At 68.6% G+C, this 21,269-nt stretch carries 17 protein-coding genes; 12 read left to right on the top strand and 5 right to left on the bottom strand.

What is annotated here, in order from left to right:
• The first annotated feature begins 2 nt into the window (after nucleotides 1-2).
• The 9 genes from AC1DO7_RS20940 (at nucleotide 3) to AC1DO7_RS20900 (ending at nucleotide 11,043) form a co-directional block, all read left to right on the top strand.
• A complete protein-coding gene (locus AC1DO7_RS20940; RefSeq protein ID WP_441614558.1) occupies nucleotides 3-1,178 on the top strand; it encodes a glycosyltransferase family 4 protein in 1,176 nt (391 codons plus the stop codon).
• 91 nt (nucleotides 1,179-1,269) lie between these two features.
• Nucleotides 1,270-2,574, top strand: a complete 1,305-nt coding sequence (locus tag AC1DO7_RS20935; protein WP_441614556.1) for a glycosyltransferase WbuB — start codon at nucleotides 1,270-1,272, stop codon at nucleotides 2,572-2,574.
• Between the two features lie 203 nt (nucleotides 2,575-2,777).
• Nucleotides 2,778-4,226, top strand: coding sequence for a hypothetical protein (locus AC1DO7_RS20930; RefSeq protein ID WP_441614554.1), 1,449 nt, complete (start codon nucleotides 2,778-2,780; stop codon nucleotides 4,224-4,226).
• Nucleotides 4,223-5,464, top strand: coding sequence for a glycosyltransferase (locus tag AC1DO7_RS20925; protein WP_441614552.1), 1,242 nt, complete (start codon nucleotides 4,223-4,225; stop codon nucleotides 5,462-5,464). Before AC1DO7_RS20930 ends, AC1DO7_RS20925 begins: the two co-directional genes overlap by 4 nt.
• Nucleotides 5,465-5,602: 138 nt before the next feature.
• Entirely contained in the window at nucleotides 5,603-7,354 is a 1,752-nt protein-coding gene (locus AC1DO7_RS20920) for an FAD-dependent oxidoreductase (RefSeq protein ID WP_441614550.1), read from the top strand.
• Between the two features lie 188 nt (nucleotides 7,355-7,542).
• Nucleotides 7,543-8,355, top strand: a complete 813-nt coding sequence (locus AC1DO7_RS20915) for a Crp/Fnr family transcriptional regulator (RefSeq protein WP_441614548.1) — start codon at nucleotides 7,543-7,545, stop codon at nucleotides 8,353-8,355.
• Nucleotides 8,352-8,690, top strand: a complete 339-nt coding sequence (locus AC1DO7_RS20910; RefSeq protein WP_477116523.1) for a Wzz/FepE/Etk N-terminal domain-containing protein — start codon at nucleotides 8,352-8,354, stop codon at nucleotides 8,688-8,690. Before AC1DO7_RS20915 ends, AC1DO7_RS20910 begins: the two co-directional genes overlap by 4 nt.
• Complete coding sequence (locus AC1DO7_RS20905; RefSeq protein WP_477116527.1) at nucleotides 8,630-10,570, top strand: polysaccharide biosynthesis tyrosine autokinase; 1,941 nt, start codon at nucleotides 8,630-8,632, stop codon at nucleotides 10,568-10,570. Before AC1DO7_RS20910 ends, AC1DO7_RS20905 begins: the two co-directional genes overlap by 61 nt.
• Nucleotides 10,571-10,848: 278 nt before the next feature.
• Nucleotides 10,849-11,043, top strand: a complete 195-nt coding sequence (locus AC1DO7_RS20900; protein WP_441614544.1) for a hypothetical protein — start codon at nucleotides 10,849-10,851, stop codon at nucleotides 11,041-11,043.
• A gap of 51 nt (nucleotides 11,044-11,094) precedes the next feature.
• Here AC1DO7_RS20900 and AC1DO7_RS20895 read toward each other — a convergent pair whose 3' ends face one another.
• A complete protein-coding gene (locus AC1DO7_RS20895) occupies nucleotides 11,095-11,820 on the bottom strand; it encodes a response regulator (protein WP_441614542.1) in 726 nt (241 codons plus the stop codon).
• Between the two features lie 389 nt (nucleotides 11,821-12,209).
• Here AC1DO7_RS20895 and AC1DO7_RS20890 point away from each other — a divergent pair, with 389 nt between their 5' ends.
• Nucleotides 12,210-12,848: a response regulator gene (locus AC1DO7_RS20890; protein WP_441614540.1), complete on the top strand. Its 639-nt coding sequence runs from the start codon at nucleotides 12,210-12,212 to the stop codon at nucleotides 12,846-12,848.
• Between the two features lie 97 nt (nucleotides 12,849-12,945).
• On the opposite strand, the gene AC1DO7_RS20885 is transcribed toward AC1DO7_RS20890, so the two are convergent.
• Nucleotides 12,946-16,386, bottom strand: a complete 3,441-nt coding sequence (locus tag AC1DO7_RS20885) for an ATP-binding protein (RefSeq protein ID WP_441614538.1) — start codon at nucleotides 16,384-16,386, stop codon at nucleotides 12,946-12,948.
• Nucleotides 16,387-16,808: 422 nt separating this feature from the next.
• Between AC1DO7_RS20885 and AC1DO7_RS20880 the strand changes: the two genes are divergently transcribed.
• Nucleotides 16,809-17,540, top strand: a complete 732-nt coding sequence (locus tag AC1DO7_RS20880; protein ID WP_441614536.1) for a glutathione peroxidase — start codon at nucleotides 16,809-16,811, stop codon at nucleotides 17,538-17,540.
• Nucleotides 17,541-17,747: 207 nt separating this feature from the next.
• On the top strand, nucleotides 17,748-19,172 hold the full coding sequence (locus AC1DO7_RS20875) for a dihydrolipoyl dehydrogenase (RefSeq protein WP_441614534.1): 1,425 nt from the start codon (nucleotides 17,748-17,750) through the stop codon (nucleotides 19,170-19,172).
• Between the two features lie 394 nt (nucleotides 19,173-19,566).
• Here the strand turns inward: AC1DO7_RS20875 and AC1DO7_RS20870 are convergent, their stop codons facing one another.
• From AC1DO7_RS20870 to AC1DO7_RS20860, 3 genes are all read right to left on the bottom strand, one after another.
• Entirely contained in the window at nucleotides 19,567-20,358 is a 792-nt protein-coding gene (locus tag AC1DO7_RS20870) for a fumarylacetoacetate hydrolase family protein (protein ID WP_441614532.1), read from the bottom strand.
• 107 nt (nucleotides 20,359-20,465) lie between these two features.
• Nucleotides 20,466-20,909: a BLUF domain-containing protein gene (locus AC1DO7_RS20865; protein WP_441614530.1), complete on the bottom strand. Its 444-nt coding sequence runs from the start codon at nucleotides 20,907-20,909 to the stop codon at nucleotides 20,466-20,468.
• Nucleotides 20,910-20,982: 73 nt separating this feature from the next.
• Nucleotides 20,983-21,269: GTP cyclohydrolase I (locus tag AC1DO7_RS20860; RefSeq protein ID WP_477116522.1), on the bottom strand; the 287-nt coding region annotated here is incomplete at its 5' end.

Here is a 21,269-nt window from a genome sequence, read left to right as displayed (position 1 = left end):
TCATGGCAGGTTCAGTCACCATATTCCATAACATCGTCTGGTCACGTCACAAGGGCGCCGTGTTCTCGGCGTTGTACAGCCAGTCGGCGGCCAGCCCGATCCGGTACACCATGGTGCAGATCGCCGAGACCGAGCACTACCGGGTGGGCTTTTCCGATGTGGACTACTCCTTCCACAAATACCCGATGCACCAGCTGTACACCGGCTGCTACGAGGACGTGCCGCGCTGGAAGATGACAGCGCGCCTGACCTGGGAAGTGTTCAAGGCCAAGAGCGAGCTGGTGGTGCTGCCGGGCTATCACCGGCCGGAGTACTGGGCCATGCTGCTGGCTTGCATCGTCACCGGCAAGCGGCGCGCGGTGTTCTGCGATTCCACCGGGCGCGACCGGCCCCGGCGCATGCTGACCTCGATCCCCAAGCGGCTGTTCTTCTCGTTGTGCCACGGCTATTTCGGCTTCGGCGAGCGCAGCCGTGAATACCTGATGTCGCTCGGCGCCAAGCCCGAGCTGATCTTCACGCCATGCCAGGCCGCGGCGATGCCGGCCACGTACCGGCCAGAGCAGGTGGTGCGCGAACGCCTGCGCCACCGGGCCGATGGCAAGCCGGTGTTTCTCTACGTGGGCCGCCTGTCCGAGGAAAAGGGCCTCGATACCTTGCTGAGCGCGTTTGCCGGGCTGCGCAAGCAGATCCCCGCGGCCACGCTGCGCATCGTCGGCACCGGCCCGCTGGCCGGCACCTTGAGCCAGATGGCGGCCAGCCTGGGAATCGAGGATGCGGTGTGCCAGGTCGGCAGCCTGCAGGACGAGGGGCTGTCGCAGGAGTATTACCGGGCGGTCTGCATGGTGCTGCCGAGCCATAGCGAGCCGTGGGGGCTGGTGGTCAACGAGGCACTGAGCCACGGCTGCCCGACGGTCGCCAGCGATATCTGCGGGTGCGTGCCCGAGCTGGTGCTGGAGGGCGAGACCGGCTTTGCGGTGCCGGTGCGCGACGCCGCCGCGCTGCAGACCGGCATGGCGCGGGCGGTGAAGGCGTTCGCGGACACCCAGGTCACGGCGGAGCGTTGCCTTGCYGTGATCCGGCGCTTCGACCCGGCCAATGCGGCATCGAACATCGCCAGGGGCTGCGCCGCGATGCTCAGTGCGCCTGACATGCACCAGCGCACCGGGGTGCAGACCTGAAGCCATTCGCCACACAGACGCCGCGATGCCTGGCTGACGGGCAGGGCATCGCGGCCCGAGTCATTTCGCGGAAGTTCGAGGGGAGGGTCCCGTGAAAATCCTTGTTTGCGGACAGAACTATGCGCCGGAGCTGACCGGGACCGGGAAGTACACGGCCGAGATGGCGGAGGCGCTGGCGGCGGCGGGTCACGATGTCCGCGTGGTCTGCGCACCGCCCTACTATCCCGCCTGGCGCGTTGGCGAGGGCTATGCGGCCTGGCGCTTCAGCCGCGAATGGCGCGGCGGGGTACGCATCTACCGCGCGCCGCTGTGGGTGCCGCGGCGCCCCACCGGCGTCACGCGCCTGTTGCACCTCGCCAGCTTTGCGGTGTGCGCGCTGCCGGCGTTGCTGGCGCAGGTGCCGTGGCGGCCCGATGCCGTCATCGCCATCGCGCCGAGCCTGATGAGCGTGCCCGCCTCGCTGGCGCTGGCGCGCATGACCGGCGCCAGGAGCTGGCTGCATGTGCAGGACTACGAAGTGGACGCTGCCTTCGAACTGGGGCTGCTCAGGCGTGCCTGGCTGCGGCGCGCCGCGCTGTCCGTCGAGCGCTTCCTGATGCGGCGCTTCGACGTGGTGTCCACCATCTCGGAGAGGATGGCCGAGCATGCCACGCGCAAGGGCGTTCCCGCCGCGCGGGTGTTCCGCCTGCCGAACTGGGTGGATACCGGCGCGGTCTTCCCGCTTGACCGGCCCAGCACCTACCGCGAGGAACTCGGCATTGCGCCGGAGCAGATCGTGGTGCTGTACGCCGGCAACATGGGCGAGAAGCAGGGCCTGGAAGTGCTGGTGTGCGCCGTGGCGGCGCTGGCCGGCAATGCGGGCATCACCTTTGTCTTCTGCGGCAACGGCCCTGCCCGCGCCATGCTCGAGACCTACTGCGCGGGCCTGGAGAATTGCTGCTTCCTGCCGCTACAGCCCGCCGACCGTTTCAACGAGCTGCTCAACCTGGCGGATATCCATGTCCTGCCACAGCGCGGCGACGCTGCCGACCTCGTCATGCCGTCCAAGCTCACGGGCATGCTGGCCAGCGGCCGCGCGATCATTGCCATGGCCAATGTCGGCACCGAACTGTTTGCCACCGTGTCCGCGCGCGGGGTGGCGGTGCCGCCGGACGATATCGACGCCCTGGCCGGCGCGATCAAGGCGCTGGCCTCGGATCCCGCGCGCCGCGCCGAGCTCGGCGCGGCGGCGCGTGCCTACGCCGAGGCCACGCTGTCGTCCGATGCCGTGCTGTCCCGTCTCGACGCCAGGCTTCGCGCCTGGGGCGGTGACGGACCGGAGCGGCCGCAGACGGCAGAGGCGCGCGGCGCGGAGGACCTGACGGCGCATGCGCTGCAGCCCGGGAAAACGGAATAGGCCGCGGCGCCGCGCAATGCAATTGGCGCGCGGGCGCGGGTCGCAAGGGACGAGCAGGACGAGCAGGACGAGCAGGACGAGCAGCCGAGGAGGGAAGCGCGAGATGCCAGGCAGACAACAGGCAGCGGTGCAGGCAGGCGGCGCCCCGGAGGCGCCGGCGCGCTCACGCGCCGGCCTCCGGCGGGCAGGGGAGGATTGCCGCCATGCGTAACCGCTTCGCGCCGCTGTGGATCTGGATGATGCTGTTCCCGCTGGCGCTCGATTTCAAGAGCGTCGATGGACAGGGCAGCCGGATCCTGCAGATCCTGCTGGCGGTGCCCGCGCTCGGCGGGGGCATCGCGCTGGCGCTGATCGCACCGCGCTTCACCGGGCGCACCCGGCTGAGCCGGCTGGTGATGGCGGCGCTGATGCTGACGGTGCCGGGCAGTCTGGTCCCCCATCTGCTGCAAGGCAACGAGACAGGCAATTACCTGCGCGTGCTGCTGCCGTTCCTGCTGTTCCTGATCGGCTACCTGGCGGCGCGCCATCCCTGGCCGCAAGACCGGCTGGAACAGGTCGAAACGGCCATGTTTACGGGCATGGCGGTTTCGCTGCTGTTTACCTTCGGCTACGGCATGGCGGTGGGCGGCGGGCTGGAGAACGTCCGCTTCCGCATCGTCGCGCCGGCCTTTCTTGCACTGCAGGGCGTGCTGCTGCATGAGTTCGTGATTGCGCGGCGGGTGAGCAAGAGCAACCTGCTGCTCTTCATCGTCACCGTGGTGGTCGAGTTGCTGAGCGTGACCCGGAGCCTGCTGGTCGGCACGGTGTTGTTGTTCCTGTTCGCGACCTGGCTCAGCGCGCCTTCGATCCGGCACCTGCTGCGCGCCGCCTTGCGGGCGGCGGTCATCACCACGACGCTGGTGGGCGGCACGGCGCTGGTGGGCTCGGCGCTGTTCCCCGCGGTCGCGGCGCACTGGGCCCAGCGCATCGCGGCGGCCAAGGCCACCGAGTCCGGCGTGGACCCCACCACCGCGACCCGGCTTGCCGAGCTCAAGGACCAGTTCGACCAGGTCACGCAGACCAAGACCTCGATGGTGCTCGGCAAGGGCTACGGACACCATTACCGCTATTCGCCGGCCTACCTGCCCGCACTCACCGGGCAGATGACCGAGAAGGAGTTCTACGCCATCAACGAATGGACGGCCGGCCACAATTTCTGGGTCTACCAGTTCTTTGCGGGCGGCTTGCTGTTCGGCATCGCCATGCCGCTCATGGTGCTGTACGCGCTGTTTTGCGGCAGCGTCGCCTACCGGCACTGGCGACGCGTGGCGCCGGACGCGCCTTACCTGGCCGTGCTCGGGCGCGCGCTGCTGGTGCTGGCGGCGCTGCCAGCCACGTCGATCGGCGGCAATCCGCTCGGGCCGCGCTTTTCCGGCCTGCTGTACGGCGTGGCGCTGGGTCTGCTGGTAGCCACGCATGCGCGGCTGCGCCGCGCGCAGGCCCGCAGCCAGCAAGCCCGGGAGGCCGAGGCTGCCGGCGCGGCATCCGTGCCGCCGGTGCGCCCGCCGCTGCCGCGGCCGGTGCCGTTGCCGCTGCCGGCCCCGGCTACGGCCACGGTCGCCGACCCGCAGGTGCCACGCCTGCGCTATCACTCGCGCGGAGCATCCCGATGAAGATCCTCCAGCTGCTCGCGTCGGTCGATCCGGCCTGCGGGGGGCCGGTGGAAAGCGTGCGCCAGGGCAGCGCGCAGATGATCGCGCAGGGGCATCGCGTCGAAGTGCTCTCGCTGGACGCGCCGGACGCGCCATGCGTGGCCGCTTTCGCGCTGCCGCTGCATGCGCTGGGCCCGGCGCGCGGCTTCTACCGCTATGCGCCGCGGCTGGTGCCGTGGCTGCGCGCGCATGCGGGCGAGTTCGACGCGGTGATCGTCAACGGGTTGTGGCAGTACCACGGCTTCGGGGCCTGGCGCGCGCTGCGCAAGCTGCCGGTCCCCTACTACGTCTATCCGCACGGGATGCTCGACCCGTGGTTCAAGCGCACCTACCCGCTCAAGCACCTGAAGAAATGGCTCTACTGGCCGTGGGCGGAGTACCGCGTGTTGCGCGACGCGCGGGCGGTGCTCTTCACCGCGGAGGAAGAGCGGCGTCTGGCGAGCCAGTCGTTCTGGCTATACCGGGCGCGCGCGCTGGTGGTGCGGTTCGGCACGCAGGCGCCGCCGCAGCGGGATGCGGGCGGGGTGGCGCTGCGCGAGTCGTTCCTGGCTGCGTATCCCGAACTGCGGGGCAAGCGCATCGTGCTGTTCCTCGGGCGCATTCACGAGAAGAAGGGTTGCGATCTGCTGATCGAAGCGTTCGCCCGCACCGCGGAAATGGATCCCGCCGCACACCTTGTGATCGCCGGCCCGGACAGCGCCGGCTGGCTGCCGCAGTTGCGCGCGCAGGCGGCGGCGGCCGGCGTCGGGCAGCGCGTGAGCTGGCCCGGCATGCTCAGCGGCCCGATGAAGTGGGGCGCGTTCCATGCCAGCGATGTGTTCGCCTTGCCGTCGCACCAGGAGAACTTCGGTATCGCGGTGGCGGAGGCGCTGGGCTGCGCGGTGCCCGCGCTGATCTCGGACAGGATCAACATCTGGCGCGAGATCGAGCACGACGGCGCGGGGCTGGTCGCGCCGGACACGGCCGACGGCGTCGAGACGCTGCTGCGGCGCTGGTTCGCCATGGACGAGCAGGCGCGCAGCGCCATGCGCGCAAGCGCGAAGGCCAGCTTCGAGCGGCGCTTCACGGTCGAAGGCATGGCGGGCGACCTGCTGCGCGTGCTGCAGGCGCCGGGGACCATGCAGGAGCAGGAGCAGGTGCAACAAGCCGCGCCGGCGCCCGCCGTGCCCGTGCCGGGCTGGCGCGCGGGCGATGGTTGAGGGGGGCGGGCACGAGAAGGCAAGCGCGCTTGGCCGTCGTTGGCGCAATGTTGGCGAACGTGGACGAGCGCACGGTAGGAAGATGGTTGCAGCGAGGGTTGCCGTCCGGCTCCGGGGCCGGCGCGCGAGGAGTACGCCATGTTCATCGATACGAGAAAACTGCAGGACGACACGATGGTGATTTCGACCGTCTGCATCATCGGTGGTGGTGTGGCGGGAATTACGCTGGCGCTGGAGCTACATCGCCTCGGTATCGATGCCTGCCTGCTGGAGAGCGGCGGCTATGCCCCCGACGACGAGACCCGCGACCTGTACCGTGGCGAGAACGTCGGCCTGCCCTACAGCTTTGCCGATGGCAGCCGCAGCCGCTTTCTCGGCGGCAGCAGCAATTGCTGGGGCGGGTGGTGCCGTCCGCTGGATCCATGGGATCTGGAAAAGCGCAGCTGGGTCGCGCAYAGCGGCTGGCCGTTCGGGCTCGACGAACTGACGCCCTTCTATGAGCGCACCCACGACCTGCTCAAGCTCGGCCCGAACAATTTCGACCCCGCCTACTGGGAGGCCGCGATCCGCCGGCACGACGTCAGGCGCCTGCCGCTGAGCGGCGAGTATATCCGCGACACCATCTCGCAGTTCAGCCCGCCGGCGCGCTTCGGCAAGCTCTACCGTGCCCAGCTCGAGCAGTCGCACCGCATCAAGGTGTACCTCTACGCCAATGTCGTCAATATCGATGCCAACGCCGATGCGAGTTCGGTCTCGCGGGTGTCGGTGGCCACGCTCAGCGGCCGCCGCATCCGGGTGGCGGCGCGCCTGTTCGTGCTGGCCACGGGCGGCATCGAGAACGCGCGGCTGATGCTGGCCTCGAACAATGTGCAGGCGGCCGGCCTGGGCAACGGCGCGGACCTGGTGGGCCGCTACTTCATGGACCATCCACGCCTGCTGTCCGGCAGCGTGCGCTTCAGCAAGGCATGGGAGCGCAACAAGCTGTACGACATCAAGTACCACTACCAGAATGCGGCCGTCAGCGCCTATGGCACCCATGTGTCCTCGCAGTTCGCGCTCAAGCAGGCCGTGCTGGAGCGCGAGGGCTTGCTGAATTCGCGCGTATGGTTTTTCTCGCAGTTCTACGGCGAAGGCAGTACCGGCGCGGAGGCGCTGATCCGCACCAAGCAGGCGCTGCTCAAGAAGGACCAGCCGGGGCGCAAGCTCAGCGCCGACCTGCTGACGATGGCTGCCCACCCGATCGATACCGTGGGCTTTGGACTGACGCGGCTGCTGCAGCCGCGCTCGCTGATCACCGGCGTGAAGATGCAGGCCATCGTCGAGGCCGAGCCCGACCCGCACAGCAGGGTGACCCTGTGCGAGCAGCGTGACCGGCTCGGCGTGCCGCGGGTGCGCGTGCACTGGCGCGTGGGCAGCCTGGTGCAGCGTACCTTCGACCGCACCTTTGCCCTGCTGGCAGACGAACTGCAGCGCAGCGGCGTGGCGCAGGTCACGCTGGATCCGCCCATGGAAGGGCAGCCATGGCCTGCCTCGCTCGAAGGGACGTGGCACCACATGGGCACCACGCGAATGCACGATTCGCCAAATTCGGGAGTGGTGGACCGCAACTGCCGCGTGCACGGCCTGGCCAATCTCTATGTGGCCGGCAGCTCGGTGTTTCCCACGGTGGGCGCGAACTTTCCCACCATCACCATCGCCGCGCTGGCGCTGAGGCTGAGCGGCCATATCGCGCGCGAGCTCGGCATGCCATGCGCAACGTACAAAAGCGAGGCCGACGCGCCGCGCAAGGCACCTGCAACGGTGCCCGAGGACGACCTGGCGATCGCTGCTGCCGCGATCGCGCCCGTCGTGCCGGCCGTGTCGGCGGTGATGGCGATGCCCAAGGAGTAACAGGACGTAACCAGAGGTAACCAGGCGTGACAGTGTTGCCAGACAAGACGTACAGGGCACGGACGAGCCGGCATTGGCGCAGATCTTGCGGAGATTGCCGAGCCTGCGGCGTGCCTGCGCGCGCTTGCCCGGGCGCAATGGCAACCGGTCCCGCACGCATGCGGCATGGCTTTGCGGAGGAAACCAGAATGCACGGTCAGCGACTATCTCCGGACGTCAACCATCTGCTGCTCGGCTTGCCGCGCGAGGACTGGGGTGCCATCTCCGACTACGTGGAACTCGTCCGCATGCGCCCCGGGCAACTGCTCAGCGAGAGCGGCCAGCAAGCGAGCCATGTCTACTTCCCCACCACGGCGGTGGTGTCGATGCTTTCCTACCTGGAGGACGGCACCGCCATCGAGATCGCCACGGTGGGCAACGAGGGCATGATCGGGATTCCGGTGGTCACGGGCGGCTACGCCATGCCGTTCAGGCTGGAGGTGCAGACCGCCGGCTACGGCTTCCGCCTCGCGGCGAACCGGTTGCGGCAGGAATTGCTGCGCTCGCCCGCCACGCTGCGCGCGGTGTTGCTGTACGTGCAGGCGCTGATGACCCAGATCGCGCAGACCGCGGTGTGCAACCGCTACCACTCGCTGAGCCAGCAGGTCTGCCGCTGGCTCCTGCTGTCCGCCGATCGCCTCTGTTCGAACGAGATCGCCATCACGCAGCAGATGATCGCCGCCCGCCTGGGCGTGCGCCGCGAAGGCGTGACCGAGGCCGCGGGCAAGCTCGCGGAGCAGGGCCTGATCCATTACAGCCGGGGCCATATCACGGTGATCGACCGTGGCCGGCTGGAGTTGCACGCCTGCGAGTGCTACGGGCTGGTCGCGCGCGAGTACGGGCGCCTGCTGTCCGGCCGGCCTGCCGAATCCTTCCATCGCGAGGGCGCGGGTCCTGCGCGGTCTTCCGCCGCCAGCTGCGCGCATCTGCCGCAATCAGCCCATTCAGGGAGCTGCCTGTGAATACCTTTACGCAATCCGGCCCCGCGCCGGCGTTCCGCGCGCAGGCTGCGGCCGCGCGCTCTGAGCTGGCCCGCGCGCTGCATGATCAAGCCGGGATGATATTCGGCGTGACCGTCTGCGCGGCCCTGTGCGGCGCGATCTACGCCTGGTCGCTGCCGGCCGTATACCAGGCCGACGCCATGGTGCGCCCGGATGCCGGCAAGCGCGTGTCGCAGGGCGGCAGCGCGGCGCAACCCGCCAGCGAACTGCGCGCGGGCTCAACCAGCCGCTCACGCTGGTTGCGCTCGACGACGGGCAGTTCCGCCTGCAACGCGCGGACGGCTCGATGCTGCTGACCGGCAAGGTCGGCGATGTCGTGCGCGGCGACGGCGTATCGATGAAGCTGGCGCGGCTGGATGCGCGCGAGGGAACCCGGTTCGAGCTGATGCGCCGCGACCCGGTCACGGCCTACGATATGCTCGTGCGCGGCCTCAAGACGGAAGAGGTGCGCGGCACCTCGGCAAGTGCCGTGCCGGGCACGGCGAGCGCGGATGGCGGCGCGCCCCGCGCGGTGCGCATCACCTGGCGCGATGGCGACCCGGCGCGCGCCGCCGCCGTGGTGAATGCCGTTGCGCATTCGATCTCGGATACCGAAGTCATCCAGCGGCGCGAGCAGGCGGACCAGCAAATGGATTTCGTCACCGGCGAGCTGCCGCGGGTCAAGGCGCAGCTCGAACAGGCCGAAGCCGCGCTGGCGCGGCATCGGGCCCGCGTCGGCTCGATGCAGCCGGCCGAGGAGTCGCAGTCCTACCTGAGCGGCAGCATCGACTACCAGAAGCAGATCTCCGCGCTGCGGCTCGAGCGTTCGCGCCTGCTGCGCAAGTTCACCACGGAGAGCCTGGAGGTCCAGGCGGTCGACGACCAGCTCCTGCAGCTCAACAGCGACCGGCGCAACCTTGATACCCAGCGCAAGGGCCTGACCGAGGCCGAGCGCGAATCCGCGGCGCTGACCCGCGACGTGAAGGTGGCCGAGGATACCTACATGGCCTTGCGCCGGCAATCGCAGGCACTGGCGCTGGCACATTCGGACAGTACCAGCGACGTGCGCCTGGTGGACTTCGCTGTGGCCCCGACGCTGCCGGCCGGCCCGGACCGCATCTTGCTGACGGGGCTGGCGGCCTTCCTCGGCTTGCTGGGCAGCGTCGCCGTGGCCGGGTTCAAGGGCCGCGCGCGCCGGGGCATGGCGAGCGCGCCGGAGATCGAAGGCACGCTGGCGCTGCCGATGGTGGGCGAAGTGGTATTCAGTCCGGAACAGGCCGAGCTGGAGCGCCGCAGCCTGACATCGCCGCGCTCGCTGCTCGCGCCGACGCTGATCGCCACCGAGCATCCGCAAGCCATGCGCCTGCCTTCCGGTGTCGGCGTCGGCGGCGCGGCACGCGCCGGACTGCGCGGCGCCGTGGCGCCAGCATCGGCGCGCCCGGAAGTGGTGAGCGAAGAGCCGCCGCCGGCGCTGCACGACCGCTACCTGCTCGCGCGGCAATACCCGCACGCGCCGGCCGTGGAAGGGTTGCGCACCTTGCGCGCCGCCTTGCATTTCGCCATGGAGGGCGCGGTCAACCATATCGTCGCCATCACCAGTGCATCGGCAGGGGCAGGCAAGACCTTCGGCGCGGTCAACCTGGCGGTACTGGCGGCCGAAGCCGGCATGCGCGTGCTGCTCGTCGACGCCGACCTGCGCCGCTCCCGCGTGGCCAGCCAGTTCGGGCTGGAGGGTGCGCCGGGACTGGCGGACCTGCTGTGCGGCACGCTGGCCCTGCACGATGCGATCCGGCCCACATCGGTCGGCGGGCTATGGCTGCTTGCCGCCGGCACCCGGCCGGTGAATCCGTCGGAGTTGCTGATGCTGCCGGCGCTGCGCGAGCTGCTGCTGACCTGCGACGCGGGCTTCGACCTGATCCTGGTCGATACGCCGCCGATCCTCGCGGTGGCGGACGCGGCACTGGTCGGGCGCCTGGCCGGCTCGACGCTGCTGTTCGTGCGCGCGGACTGCACGCCGCAGGAGAAGGTGACGGAGGCGCTCAAGCAACTCGAGCGCGCCCGCGCCAACGTGATCGGCGGCGTGCTCAACGGGCTGCAATTGCGCAGGAGCAACCGCGAGCGCTGCGGCGAGACCATCAGCTACCTGCGCGCCACGCCGTCGGAAGAGCCCGCCGCGCCCGGATGGCGGATCTGCTGAACCCGGCACCCCGCCGGCAAGGCTGCGGACTCCCTGGCACTACAGAAGGTGCCGGGGATGTCGCGCGGGCGCGGCAGGCCGTCACCCGGGCGAATGTGAGTGAAAACGCACGCCGGCGACGCGCCACGATGAAATGTTTGTGACAACCCTCAACTGAGGCCCTCCAGCCGCCGTTATGCGGTGGAATACCTGACGGAATTCGTGGTGAAATCCAGCGATGATGCCGGGTAGTCGGCCATGGCTGGCCACGGTCGTCGGCTCGAGAATGAGGGGGGGCAATGAATCTGATAAAAGCACTCTGGTGGTGTCCGCTGTCCTTGCTGACCACCATTTCCGTGCCGTCGCCCGATCCCGGGTTCGAGATGCATGCCGCGGCAACCGCGGCGCAGGGCGGCCACGGCGGGGGGGACCAGGTCGCCGCGGCGGCCGGGAGGGCGCGCGGCACGCAGGGCTACCCGCCCGGCAACGCCTGAGTGGATGCCGCCGCCGCGCGATACGGCGGCGGGCTGCCTGGGGTGGACCACCTAAGGCTGGCTGTTGCCCTCGGTCTGGTCCGGCGCCTTGCCGCCGGTGGGCAGGCGCGTCTGGCCGAGCAGGCCGGTGGAACTCGCGTAGCTGAAGAGATCCAGGTCGCCGCGCAGTCCCAGCTTGCGCATGGCGGACATCTTCTGCGTGCTGATGGTCTTGATGCTGCGTCCGAGGTTGGCCGCGATCTGGCTGACCGACATGCCCGTCAGGTAGAGGCGGATGACGCTGATCTCGCGCGGGCTGAGCGCGCCGAACCGTACGCGCGGGTCCACCTGGGGGATGGCGCTGTCCAGCAGTGCCTGTATGGTCGGCGAGAGGTAGGGGCGCCCGGCCAGCATCTGTCCCAGCGCCGTCGCGATGTGCGATGCATCGTCGAGCTTGCTGACCACGGACAGTTTCTCGAACCTGGACAGCTTGCCGATCTGCGCGGGATTGTCCAGCATGGTGACCACCACGATCCAGAGCCCGGGGTAGTGCCGGCGCACCAGGTCCAGCATGTGCATGCCGTCGCCGTGGACGCCTCCGGGCATGGCGAAATCCGTCAGCAGGATGTCGCACGGCAGCCGGTTGAGCAGGGCGATGATCTCGGTCGAATTGCGGGCAACGCCGGCAATCTCGATGCTGTCGAACTGGGCCAGCAGGCCGCGCAGGCCGAGCAGCATGACGGGATGGTCGTCGGCGATGACGATAAGGGTTTTGGAGGACATAGCATCGGCCAGCATGGACTCATATCCGGGAGGACGCTGCGCGGGCGCGCAGTGATCGTAGGCATGGCGGCGCGGGGCGCCGGCAGGGCCGTCGGCTTCAGACTGTAGCCGCGACGGCGCGATGGCGGTTTGCGAAATTTCGGCAAATCAGGGGATATGCGGCGCTGGCGGGACCGGCGCACGGGTTCGCCGGGGCAAGGGACGGGCGGCTGTGGYGGGGGTGGCTGGCCGGAAATGGTCTATTTCGCCACGTGGCCAGTATTTTGGGAAATCTCCGACAGTTCGCGCGGAAAATTCCTCACGACTATGAAGTAACGTCATAACATAATCCGCGCTTCACCTGCGAAGGCGTGGCAGTGCCGGCGCGGGCGGGCAGAGTGTGGGAATCTTGGGGGAGAACGGGAGTGGCAACGATCCTGATCGTCGACGATCATCCGGCATTGCGCCTGGTGATCAAGACTCAGTTGTCGCAAGTGCTGGGGGTCGGCAATATTCTGGAAGCCGACAATGGGCAGGCTGCAATCGAAGCCGTGCGGCAGTTCGAGCCGGATCTCGCCATCCTGGATCTCGACATCCCGCGCATCAGCGGCCTCGACGTGATCCCGCGGCTCAAGCTGGTCCATCCGCCGATCCGCATCCTGGTGATCTCGGGGCAGGACCAGGCCACGTTCGCGCCCCGCGTGCGCCAGGCCGGCGCGCAGGGCTTCGTCAGCAAGATGCAGGACATGAAGGAGATCGTGCGCTGCGTCGAAGCGGTGATGGCCGGCTACACGGTATTTCCCGAGATGCGCCAGCAGCGCGAGTTGCCGCAGGTCATTCAGCGGGCGGACGAAGAACGGCTGATGCTGCTGTCGGACAAGGAGATCGTCATCCTGCAGATGCTGGTCCGCGGCTTGTCCAACAAGGCCATCGGCGAACTCCTGTTCATCAGCAACAAGACGGTGAGCAGTCACAAGACGCGCATCATGGGCAAGCTGCAGGTCAGCTCGCTGGTGGACCTGGTCGACTTCGCGCGGCGGTGCAGGCTGTCGCCGGGGCAGTGACGCGCGCGGGTGGCACGGGCAAGCCGTGCCGCTGCAGTGCCGCAGCGCGGCTGCCTGCCTCCGCCTTGTGCTTTCCTGCCTCCCGCCCGTTCTCGTCCTAGTTGCGCCTCGGTTGCTCTTCGCCGCTTGCTTCGGCAAGGTCTTCATGCGGGGCAACCGTGCCTTGCGCGGTCGCGCCGAGATAGCCGCGCAGCGTGCGCTCCAGCGTGGCCAGCCCGACCGGCTTGACCATCACGCCATTCATGCCGGCGGCCAGCGCGCGCTGATGGTCTTCGGACTGGCCGCTGGCGGTGCAGCCGATGATCGGGATCCGGCTCACGGCGTCCTGCCGGGCGCGGATCGCGCTGGCGAGTCCGTAGCCATCCATCACCGGCATCATGCAGTCGCAGATCACCAGGTCCGGGGGCGCGCGCAGGATGGCCTGCAAGCCGAGCGCGCCGTCTTCGGCCGTGCAAGAGGCGATGCCGAGCCGCTCTAGCTGGCGCACCAGCAGCAGGCGGTTAGGCGCGTGGTCGTCCACCACCAGCACGCGGCAGGCGGGTGGAAACGGCGCGAACCCGGTGCGCTGGCCAGGTGGCTTGGATTGTGCCGGCGCGGCGGCCGACACTTCCAGATCGAGGCGCACCACCACCCGCGTGCCTTGCCCCGGCGCGCTTTCGAGGGTGACCTCGCCGCCCATCTTGCGCACCAGGCTATGCGAGATCGACAAGCCCAGCCCGGTACCGCCGGTATTGGGGCGTCCGGCCGATTCCACCTGGACAAAGGGGCGGAACAGCTTGCCGATGGCTTCGACCGGAATGCCGATGCCGCTGTCTTCGATCACGATCTCCAGTGCCTGCCGGCCATCGCGCGCGGCGTTGCCGTGCAGCCGGACCTCGACACCACCGCGTTCCGTGAAGCGGATTGCGTTGGAGACGAAATTGCCGATGATCTGCCTGATGCGCAGCATATCCACCAGATGGGCCGGCGCCACTGCGTCGTCCACGCGGAGCTCCAGGGTCAGGCCCTTTTGCGCCGCCACCGGCCTGAACATCCGCACCACTTCATGCAGGCCCTTGCGCAGGCATGCGGCGCGCAGTTGCAAGGTGAACTGCCCCGCCTCCAGCTTGGAAAGATCGAGGATATCGTCCAGCAGCGACAGCAGCGAGGTGGCCGCGCCATGCGCCGTGCCCAGCTGCTCGCGGTCGCGGGTGCCGCGCCGGCGCGTCAGCGTCAGTTCCAGCATGCCGAGGATGGCGTTCATGGGGGTGCGGATCTCATGGCTGATCGAGGCCAGGAAGGTGGATTTGGCGCGGTTGGCCGCCTCCGCGCGGTCCTTCGCGGCGGCCAGTTCGGCCAGCATCTGTTCGCGCTCGGTCACGTCGATCCAGCCGCCTACGATGCCGGCTGTGCGGCCGTCGGCCCGGCGCAGCTGTACCGCCCAGCTGATCACGCTGCGCATCTCGCCGTTGATCACCAGGCGGCGGTCGGCGCCGAACGGCAGGCCGGTTTTCAGCACGTGCCGGTAGATGTCCCTGCATTCTTCGTGGCCGATGTCGGACGGGACCGTGGAGCGCGCGAAGCCCGGCGCGGTGCCGCGCAGCGCTTCGCGCTTCGCGCCGAGCGCGTTCTCGTAGGCGCTGTTGCAGGTGATCATGCGCAGCGCGTTGTCGCGCAGGAAGATCGGTTGCGGGATGCCGTCCAGCACCGTGGCCTGGAACGCGAGCTGGTCCAGCAAGGCATGTTCGGCCGCGGTGCGCTGCGTCACCTGGCGGCGCAGCGAAGTCACCCATGCCAGGGACAGCCCGCTTACTGCCAGCGGCAGGGCCGCGCCGGCCATCAGCCAGGGCAGCAGTTGCCGCCAGGCAAGCACCGGCGTGCGCGCCTGCGTCCAGTGGGCGCGCATGGCGCCGAGATCTTCGTGCGAGATGCTGAGCAGGGCCTTGTTGAGGATGGCGAGCAGTTCCGGATGCTTGCTGGTCACGCCAAGGCCCACTTCCAGCGGCATGCCGCCCGTGGCCGTGGCGATGCGCAGTCGGCCCGCGTAGGCACGCTTGAGCATGTAGTCGGCCATGAAGGCGCTGGCGATGGTGGCGTCAGCCTTGCCCTCGGCCACCATGCGGAACGCTTCCTCGTAGGTGCCGGTCTCGTGCCGCCTGACGGGGTAGCTGGCGCCCACCAGTTCCTGGATCCCGTTGAATGGCGGCCCCGCAATGACCTTGCCGGCAAGGTCGGGCAGGCTGTGGGTGCTGTCGTTGCCAACGTGCGTGACCACCACCCAGTTGCCTGAATAGTACGGGGCGCTCACCGTCAGTGCGCCCAGGCCGGTGGCCGGATGGTTCAGCGGCAGGACCGGCACGACGTCCAGCGTGCCGGTGTCGATGTCGGCGCTCGCGGCCGCGGCGCTGGCGGGCCAGTAGGGCACGAAGCGCAGCCCGGTGCGCTGCCCGACCAGATGCAGCACCTGCTCGGTCAGTCCTTCGAGCCGCTGCCCGGCGTCGATGAACTGGAAAGGCATGAGATCGCGCGACGCCAGGTAGCGCACGTCCGGGTGGCCGGCGAGCCAGGCGCGCTCGGCGGTGGACAGGTTGAGCTTGTCGGCGATGTTGAAATCAAGCGCAACGGGAACCCAGGCGTTGTCGATCTGGCGCTGCAGTGTCGCGGGCAGCCCGGCCAGCGCGCGGTCGACGATCCTGCCCAGCGCGGGGTCGGCGACGGCGAAGCGCACGCCATCCGGCGCGATCGGCGCGAAGTTGCGCGCGGTCAGCTCGTCATAGTTGTACTGGTCGATCAGATAGCTGGCCGCGGTCGCGCTGGTGACCATCACGAAATCCGCCTTGCGCACCAGTTCGTCGAGCGCGCCGAGCAGGTTCCCGAACGGCTGCAGCGGCGCATCCGGGTAGGCCAGCTGCAAGGCATCCGGCGATACCTCGCCGCGCAGGTAGCCGATGGTGCGCACCGCTTCGTTGTGCTCGCTGTCCCGGCGCGACACCAGCTCGACCAGCCGGTGCGCGCGGTAGGGCGCGGTGCGCAGGCCGTCGGCGTGCCCGTCCAGCGTAGTGGTAGCCAGGTCGATGGCGCCTTCGTCCAGGGCGCGCCGCGCGGCTTGCTGCGACGGATAGCGCTGGATGGACAGCGGCATGCGCAGCCGGGCGGCGAGCACGGCGAGGTAGTCGGCCGAAATCCCGCGGTATTCGCCTTCCAGGTCGATCAGGTCGAACGGCGGCAGGTAGTTGCCCACCACGCCCACCCGCAGGCTCCGCCGCGCGCGGCGCCAGGTCGCCAGTTCGGGGTCGTCGTCCAGCGGTGCGCCGCTCCATTGCGCGGGGCGGGTGCCAGGGGCCGTGGAGGCGGCCAGGGGCTGGGCCAGCCGGATCTGGGAGTTCAGCAGCAGGGCGGCGGGCGGCGCCGGTTCCGCCGCTGCGGGCATGCCGTGGCACAGCGCCAGCAGCGAAACCGCGAGGCCTCCGGCAAGGCGGCCTTGCCGCGGCGGCGACGGCAGTTGCGTTCTCCGGGGCGGCAAGCCCTTGGCGAAGCGCGGCGGAAGACAGCGGCACATAAGGGAGTCTCGTCGAAGGCCGGCAGGCCGGCAGGGTTCACGCCGGCAGCCGTGGCCGGGAGGACGCCGCGGGTTCGGGGCGGCTTTCGTGACGAATGTAAGGGCCGCCAGGACCGGCATCGCTGTGAAACATCTGAAATGATCGTCGGCACTTTCCGCTACTTGCGTACGCAATTGCCTACGCCGGGGGGGCGGCGGCGAGGGGATTGTCCGGAGCACTGGCGGCGAACAGGTGATTCATGCGTAGCGGCATCACTGCTGCGATGGCCGCGATAGGGCGGCCCTATCCAGTAACAATAGTATTTTTCAATCAGTGTATTTGTGACGATAAATTGTACAAATAAAGGGGGCGCCCTCAGAATCGGGTCTTCGCTGCAACACACGCGGCCATCCACCCCCAAGTCACCCAGGAGCTTTTCACCATGCTGCAATCCCGTGAAGGTCAACGCGTTCCCAATGTCACGTTCCGCGTCCGCGAAAACAATGAATGGAAGACCGTGACCACCGCTGACCTGTTCGAGGGCAAGACCATCGCGCTGTTCTCGCTGCCCGGCGCCTTCACCCCGACCTGTTCATCCACCCACCTGCCGCGCTACAACGAACTGGCCCCGGTCTTTGCCAAGCATGGCGTCGACGCGATCCTGTGCGTCTCGGTCAACGACACCTTCGTGATGAACGAATGGGCGAAGGACCAGGAATCCGAAAACATCGTGATGATCCCCGACGGCAACGGCGAGTTCACCGAGGGCATGGGCATGCTGGTGGACAAGACCGACCTGGGCTTCGGCAAGCGCAGCTGGCGCTATTCGATGCTGGTGAAGGACGGCGTGGTCGACAAGATGTTCATCGAGCCGGAAGAGCCGGGCGACCCGTTCAAGGTCTCGGATGCCGACACCATGCTGAACTACATCGCTCCCGGCGCGAAGAAGCCCGACCAGGTCGTGGTCTTCTCCAAGGTGGGCTGCTCGTTCTGCGCCAAGGCCAAGCAGATGCTGTCCGACAACGGCTACGAGTACATCGACGTGCCGCTCGAACACAAGATCCGCGGCAAGGTGCTGGGCGCCGTGTCCGGCAACATGACCGCGCCGCAGATCTTCATCAACGGCAGCCTGATCGGCGGCGCCGAAGCGCTCGAGACCTATCTCGTGCGCTAAGCGCGCCCGCACCGGCGGACCGGCAGACGGATCCGCCGCGCTTCACCGCCGCAAGGGCATGGCGCCGGCAATGCCGGCAGCCTCGCCCCAGTCGGCGGACCCGATGGCAGCACCAGCACCGGCACCAGCACCAGCACCAGTGCCGGCGCAAGCCGCCGCTGCCATCGGGTCCGCTGATTGAAGCAGACTCACCAGGAAAACATTCTCATGACCACCACGCAGAGCCAGCAGAAGCAGACCGCGCAGACCATCCACACCGACGTCGCAGTGATCGGCGCCGGCACCGCCGGCCTGGCTGCATACCGCGCGGCGCGCGCGGCCGGCAAGCGCGCCGTCATCATAGAAGGCGGACCGTATGGCACCACCTGCGCCCGCGTAGGCTGYATGCCCTCCAAGCTGCTGATCGCGGCGGCCGAGGCCGCGCACGAACTGCGCCACACCGCGCCGTTCGGCGTGCACGTGGACGGACAGATCCGCGTCGACGGCCGCGAGGTGATGGACCGCGTCAAGCGCGAGCGCGACCGCTTCGTCGGCTTCGTGGTGCGCGGCGTGGACGGCATTCCGGCCGAGGACAAGATCCGCGGCCATGCCCGCTTTATCGACAATACCGTGCTCGAAGTGGACGGGCACACCGTGGTGCGCGCCAGCCGCGTGGTGATCGCCACCGGCTCCAGCCCGATGGTGCCGCCGCCGCTGAAGGTGTTCGGCGAGCGCCTGGTGGTCAACGACGACGTCTTCGCCTGGGACGACCTGCCGCGCCGCGTGGCGGTGTTCGGCCCCGGCGTGATCGGCCTCGAGCTGGGCCAGGCGCTGTCCCGTCTGGGCGTGCACGTGCGCGTGTTCGGCCTGCGCGGCGGTGTCGGCCCGCTGACCGATCCGGCCATCAAGGCCAACGCCGTCGCCAGTTTCCGCGAGGAGTTCTATATCGACCCGGACGCCGCGCTCGGCGAGATGCGCCGCGATGGCGACGAGGTGGTGATCAGCTTCACCGACATCGAGGGCAGGCTTGTCACGGAGCGCTTCGACTACGCGCTGGCCGCCACCGGCCGCGTGCCTAATGTGCGTAGCCTGGGGCTGGAGAACAGCGGCCTCGAGCTCGACCCGCGCGGCGTGCCGGTGTTCGATCCGGCCACGCTGCAATGCGGCCCGGCGCCGGTCTTTATCGCCGGCGATGCCAACGATATCTTGCCGCTGCTGCACGAAGCCGCCGACGAGGGCAAGGCCGCCGGCGAGAACGCGGCCGCCTATCCCGCAGTGCGTGCGCTGTCGCGCCGCGCGCCGATCGGCGTGGTGTTCTCCGATCCGCAGATCGCCATGGTGGGACAACGTCATGCCGACCTTGCGCCGGACAGCTTCGTCACCGGCGAGGTGAGCTTCGAGGACCAGGGCCGCAGCCGCGTCATGCTCAAGAACCGCGGGCTGATGCACGTCTATGCCGACAAGCGCAGCGGCCGCTTCCTCGGCGCCGAATGGACCGGCCCGCGCGCCGAGAACATCGCGCACCTGCTGGCTTGGGCCTATCAGCAAGCGCTCACCGTGGAGCAGATGCTGGCCATGCCGTACTACCACCCGGTGGTGGAAGAGGGCCTGCGCACCGCGCTGCGCGATGCCGCCGCCAGGCTTGCTGCCTGAGATGCATCGGCCGATCTTCGCCTGACCGTCGCCTGATCCTTGCCGGCAACTGCCCGCGTCCTTCGGCGAGGACGCCGGCAGGCTAGCCTGCACTCACTTCGCGATTGTCTTGGTTGTCTTGGTTGTCGCGGCTACTTTTTCTGCCGGTCATCCCTGCGGGATCGGATGGCGTGGAGGACCTTCACATTCCTTGACGCTTGATTCGTTCCGGGGTAGGCAGCCCGCTCCTGGAGATCCGCGCGGCCGCGGAGCCGGTAGCTGCCCGTTTTGTGAGCAGTCCGATGGGGTCCGCGTGCCAGCGCCGTTTGCGGAGCTTGTCGACAGTGTTATCCACACAAAGTGTGGATAACACGGGAAGGCAAAAAACGAGAATGCGCGAAATCTTAAGGGCTTGTCAAGCCCGGCACGCGAGCTTCATCGCCAAATTTCCGCCGGCATAGGCGGCGTGGATCTCGTGGGGGCCGGCAGGCACGTCGAACGGGCGGGTGAGCGTGCCGGTGGTGACCACGGTGCCCTTGCGCAGCGTGATGCCGCGTTCGGCCGCATGTGCCAGCAAAGACCCCAGGGCCTCCAGGGGATAGATGGCGTCGTCGCCGGCAAGCGGCAGCGCGCAGACCTGGCCGTCGAGCGCGACGCTGGCGCTGGCACGCACCTCTTCCATGCTCGCCGCGTCGATCTGCGGGCCGAGCACCAGCGCGTGGAAACCCACGTTGTCGCCGGCAAAGGCAGGCATGCCGACCGCGGTGCGGTCTTCGTAGCGCGACAGCACAACCTCGAAGGCGACCTGGGCGTGCCCAATCAGCGCCGCGAGTTCCGCCGGCGCGAGGGCGTCCCGTACCGGCGCCACGTCGCGCGCGAGCTGCACCGCGATCTCGAATTCGATGGTGACCACCGCGCCCGCCGGCACCGTGACCGTATCGCCCGCGGCAAGGCAGCGCGAGGCGCCGACCTGGCCTACCAGGGGGCGCGCCAGATTGGCGCGGCGCATGGCGTTGGCGCTGCCCACGCCGAGCTTCCAGCCAGCCACCGGGTCGCCGAGCGCCGCGATAAAGCTGTCCTGCACGTCATAGCCGCTGGCCAGCGTGGCGGGCTTGGCGTCGGCGGGCAGGTCGCGGAACTGTACGCCGCGCCGGCAGGCGTCGGCCAGCAGTGCTGCCGCGGTGCCGGGATTGAAGTTTGCGCTCACAGGGTTTTCCTATCGTTGGTGTCGTGAATGCGAAGCCACGCGCGCAAGATCCGGCTGCGCGCGGCCGGGCCGACAGCATAACCGGTCGGCGGGCCGGCGGGCTGCGCTCAGACGCGATGCCGCTCCGGGGTGCGCCCCACGATCGACGCGCCCGCGATCAGTTCCTTGAGCAGTGCCTGCGAGGCCAGCCCGCTGGTGCGGTAGGGATCGAGCTCGCCGTGCGCCGAGTACTTCAGGATGGTGGCCATGTTGACCTTGCCGGTATTGACCAGGCCCATTGCCCAGCCGGCGAATTCGCGCTCGAGGATTTCTTCATAGTGCAGCAGCACCACGTCTTCGTGGCGCGCATCGCGGACGATCTGCTGGTACAGGCGCGAGACTTCGGTACGGCCGCCCTCGAGCGCCTGCATGAAGATGCCGTTGCCATGGCACAGCACGCCCGTGATGCCGTGCCTCGGGTTGTTCGCGATGCTGGTCGCGATGATGTCGTCGACCAGCGCGGGATCGGCCGGCTTGCATGCGCGGCTGGCATAGAGCAGGCGTACGAGCATGTTGTCTCCAGTGGGGATCTGCGGTGTTTGTGCGTGCGTGCGTGCGTGTGTTTGTGTGTGGCGCCGTGCGCGCCTATTCCCGGTGCCGGTTGAGCAAGGTCAGGAATTCGCGGCGCAGGCTGTCGTCCTTCAGGAAGGAGCCGCGCATCACGCTGTTGGTCATCTTGGCGTCGGTATCACGCACGCCGCGCCAGTGCATGCAGAAGTGCTCGGCCTCCATGACAATGGCCAGCCCGTCCGGGCTCATCTTTTCCTGCAGCAGGTCCGCTACCTGGGTCACCGCCTCTTCCTGGATCTGCGGGCGGCACATGATCCATTCGGCCAGGCGCGCGTACTTGGACAAGCCGATCAGGTTCGAAT

Source organism: Cupriavidus sp. 05N40 (assembly GCF_056397305.1).
Note: the sequence above shows the minus strand (reverse complement) of the source record. Positions and strands in the feature narration are given on the sequence as shown.

Bases quoted from the DNA above. Each gene is read 5' to 3' on its own strand.
- AC1DO7_RS20885 (WP_441614538.1), bottom strand. From the start codon at position 16,386: ATGTGCCGCTGTCTTCCGCCGCGCTTCGCCAAGGGCTTGCCGCCCCGG.
- AC1DO7_RS20925 (WP_441614552.1), top strand. From the start codon at position 4,223: ATGAAGATCCTCCAGCTGCTCGCGTCGGTCGATCCGGCCTGCGGGGGG.
- AC1DO7_RS20865 (WP_441614530.1), bottom strand. From the start codon at position 20,909: ATGCTCGTACGCCTGCTCTATGCCAGCCGCGCATGCAAGCCGGCCGAT.
- AC1DO7_RS20895 (WP_441614542.1), bottom strand. From the start codon at position 11,820: ATGCTGGCCGATGCTATGTCCTCCAAAACCCTTATCGTCATCGCCGAC.
- AC1DO7_RS20915 (WP_441614548.1), top strand. From the start codon at position 7,543: ATGCACGGTCAGCGACTATCTCCGGACGTCAACCATCTGCTGCTCGGC.
- AC1DO7_RS20930 (WP_441614554.1), top strand. From the start codon at position 2,778: ATGCGTAACCGCTTCGCGCCGCTGTGGATCTGGATGATGCTGTTCCCG.
- AC1DO7_RS20880 (WP_441614536.1), top strand. From the start codon at position 16,809: ATGCTGCAATCCCGTGAAGGTCAACGCGTTCCCAATGTCACGTTCCGC.
- AC1DO7_RS20900 (WP_441614544.1), top strand. From the start codon at position 10,849: ATGAATCTGATAAAAGCACTCTGGTGGTGTCCGCTGTCCTTGCTGACC.